This is a genomic window from Variovorax sp. 01T439_2 (assembly GCF_056398445.1).
In genome coordinates this window covers 1-3,042 of the sequence record NZ_JBFTPJ010000725.1, presented here as the reverse complement: position 1 = coordinate 3,042, position 3,042 = coordinate 1, and the positions used below count along the sequence as shown (strand labels likewise).

Here is a 3,042-nt window from a genome sequence, read left to right as displayed (position 1 = left end):
CTGCTCGGCCTGCGTGAGCTTGGATTCGCGCCGGCCGACCACCTGGATCAGGTGCACGCCGAAGCGCGAGACCACCGGGTCGCTGATCTGGCCCGGCGCCAGGCGGTCCATGGCTTCCTCGAACTCGGGCACGAACTGGCCCGGGCGCGACCAGCCCAGGTCGCCGCCCTCCTTGGCGCTGGCGTCCTGCGAGTTGTCGCGCGCGAGGCCGGCGAAGTCGGCCGTGCGGGCCTGCAGGCGGCGCTTGAATTCCGCGAGCTGCGCCACGGCCTGGGCGGTGGTGCGCTTCGGGTCGTTGAGCAGCAGGATGTGGCGCACCTGCGTCTGGGTCACGGTGGCGTCGGTGGCGCCGAGCTGGGCCTTGGCCAGCACCTTGAGCACGTGGAAGCCCGCACCCGAGCGGATCGGGCCGGCAATGCCGTTGACCGGCGTCGACTGCGTGGCTTCGACGAACAGCGACGGATAGCGGTCGGCGGTGCGCATGCCGACGGCGCCACCGTTGGCGCGGTCCGGCGAATCGGAGTTCTCCTGCACCAGCTTGGCGAAGTCTTCGCCGGCGCGGGCGCGCTGCGCGAGGCCCTGGGCCCGCTGCTGCAAGGTGGCGACCTGCGCCTCGGTGGCGTTCTCGGGCACGGCGACCAGCAGGTGCGCGAGGTTGATGTTCTGCAGCGCCGCGTCCTTGGTGGGGGCGTTGCGCTGGTCGCGCAGGTATTCGTCGGCCTCGGCGTCGCTGATCTTGACCTTGGACTCGACCTCGCGGTCGCGCAGGCGCGTGAGCAGCAGCTGGTCGCGCAGGTCGTTGCGGAATTCGCGCTGCGAAATGCCCTCGGCCACCACGCGGCGGCGCAGCTCCTCGACGCTGATCTGGTTCTGCCGCGCCACGGTCTGCTCGGCCTGGTCGATGGCGACCTCGTCCACCTTGATGCCGTTTTCCTTGGCCAGCTGGAGCTGTGCGCGCTCGGAGATCAGGCGCTCGAGCACCAGGCGCGTGAGCTCGGCGCGCGGCACGCGCTCGGCTTCGGCGTTTTCGCGGATCAGGCGCGTGACGCGCGACTGCACCTCGGTGTTGGTGATCGGTTCGGAATTGACCAGTGCGACGATGTATTCGGCCGCGCGCTGCACCGGCGCGGCGGTGGAAGGCGCGGTGCGCGGCGCCGGCGGCGCCAGCCGGGGACCGGCGCGCATGATGTCGGTGATGCCGCTGCCGCCACCGGGACGCAGGCCTTGCGCGCCCGAGGCCGCGGCCAGTGCCGCGAGGCAGCCCAGGGTCAGGATGGAACGGATGTGTTTCATGGCGTTGCTCAATCGTCTCAGTCGTAATTGGTGAAGCGGCTCGGCCCTTCGGTGGGCTGGCGAAGGGGCTGGTAGCGCTGGATGTTGGTCCGCAAGGTCTGCATCGGGCTCGACCCGATGCTGGAGAACCCGACGAATTCGAGCTGGAACATGATGCGGGTGTTGGCCGTCACCGTGCCGGTCGTGATGCGCTGCAGCACCACGCGCCCGATCCAGCAGCAGCCGTCGTACTCGAAGCCCAGCACGCCGTCCGTGAGTTTCTTGTCCTGCAGGCTGTAGTTGAGCCGGCCGACCGCGTACCACCGCCCGCCGCCCTGGCCCTTGCCCGGGCCGAGGTCCTTGCCCTTGTCGCCCCACAGGTCGTTGAGCGGCCACTGCCAGCCCACGTCGAAGGACTTGTTGCCGTCGGTGGCAAGGGGCGTGGTGGGCGCCTGGTAGCGGAAGGCCGCGCTCAGGTTGCGGTAGGGCCCTGGGTTGTAGCGCGCGGTGATGGCCGAGCGGTCCGACTTGTGCGTGTCGGGGTTGTACTGGACGACCGTGTCCAGGCTCCACTTGGGCGTCCAGTTGATCTGGGCGCCCAGCAGCAGGTCGCTCGCGCGGTCGGTCACCGGCGTGCCGCCCGGCAGCGTGACCTTCTGGTCGCTGAAGCGCAGCCGCTGCGCAATGCCGAAGCGCGCCGCCTCGACGCCGGTGTCGGGGTCGATCAGGCGCGAGGTGACGCCGAGCGTGAGCGTGTTGGTGTCGGAGATGCGGTCGTTGCCCGAGAAGGCGTTCTCGGTGTAGATGGTCGCAAAGCTGAAATCGTTGGCCGCCGAATCGTAGTTCGGCAGCATGCTCTGGTTGCGGAACGGCGTGTAGACGTAGTAGGCGCGCGGCTCCAGCGTCTGGCGGAAGGCGCGGCCGAAGTAGTTCGCGTCGCGCTCGAAGATCAGGCCGCTGTCGAGGCTGAAGGTCGGCACCGTCCGGTTGCTCGAGGTCGGGAAGAAATACAGCGAGTTCGGGTTGTAGGGCACGCCGTTGACGTACTGGGTTCCGTTGACGGTGAGCCTCGGAACGTCGGACTGCGGCAGGTAGTAGTTGTACGAAGCCGTGTTCAGCTGCAGCTTGGGGATGACGAAGGAGCTCGGCGTGATGAACGGCCGGCTGATGGTGGCAATGGCCAGGGCGCGGTCGCCGTCGGGCTGCGACTGCTGGTTGATGTCGAAGCCCGGCTGGCCGGCCAGGATGGTGTTGACGCGAAAGCGCGTGTAGTCCAGGTTCAGCGAAACGTCGAAGCCGTGCCAGTCGTACTTGTTGTAGTTGGCCGTGATCTGCGGCATCCGGTCATAGGACGGCACGATCGGCGACAGGCTGTATTGCAGCGTCTGGTAGCGCAGCGCCCGGATGCCGCCGCTCCAGTCGCCCTTGCTCCAGTTGAGCGAGGCGTCGTTCGTCAGCTGGCGCTGCGCCAGGGTGGGCGTGCGCGTGAAGTCGCGCCAGTAGTCGTTGTCGCTGACGCGGTTGATGTTGATGTTGGCCGAGAGCGAATCGAGCCCCAGCGCCTTCGCGTTGAAATCCTGGTGGTGGTTGGCCCAGATGCCCCAGCGCTTGCTGCTGGGCGGCGCGCCGAAATTCAGGGCCGAGGCCTGGATTTCCCCGTTGGCGAGCTGCTGCAGCTGCGCCGCGCGCGTTTCGTTGTAGCGCTGGCCCACGAGGCGGTCGCTGCCCATCAGGTCCAGGCGGATGCTGCCGCTGTATTCCTTCTCGAGG

The 3,042-nt window shown here is 68.3% G+C and carries 2 protein-coding genes; both read right to left on the bottom strand.

The features are described from left to right. On the bottom strand, positions 1–1,293 hold a 1,293-nt coding region (locus tag AC1DOC_RS26680), incomplete at its 3' end, for a peptidylprolyl isomerase (RefSeq protein WP_478130829.1). Positions 1,294–1,310: 17 nt separating this feature from the next. Next, positions 1,311–3,042 (bottom strand): LPS-assembly protein LptD (locus AC1DOC_RS26675; protein WP_478130828.1); only part of this gene is annotated, 1,732 nt, incomplete at its 5' end.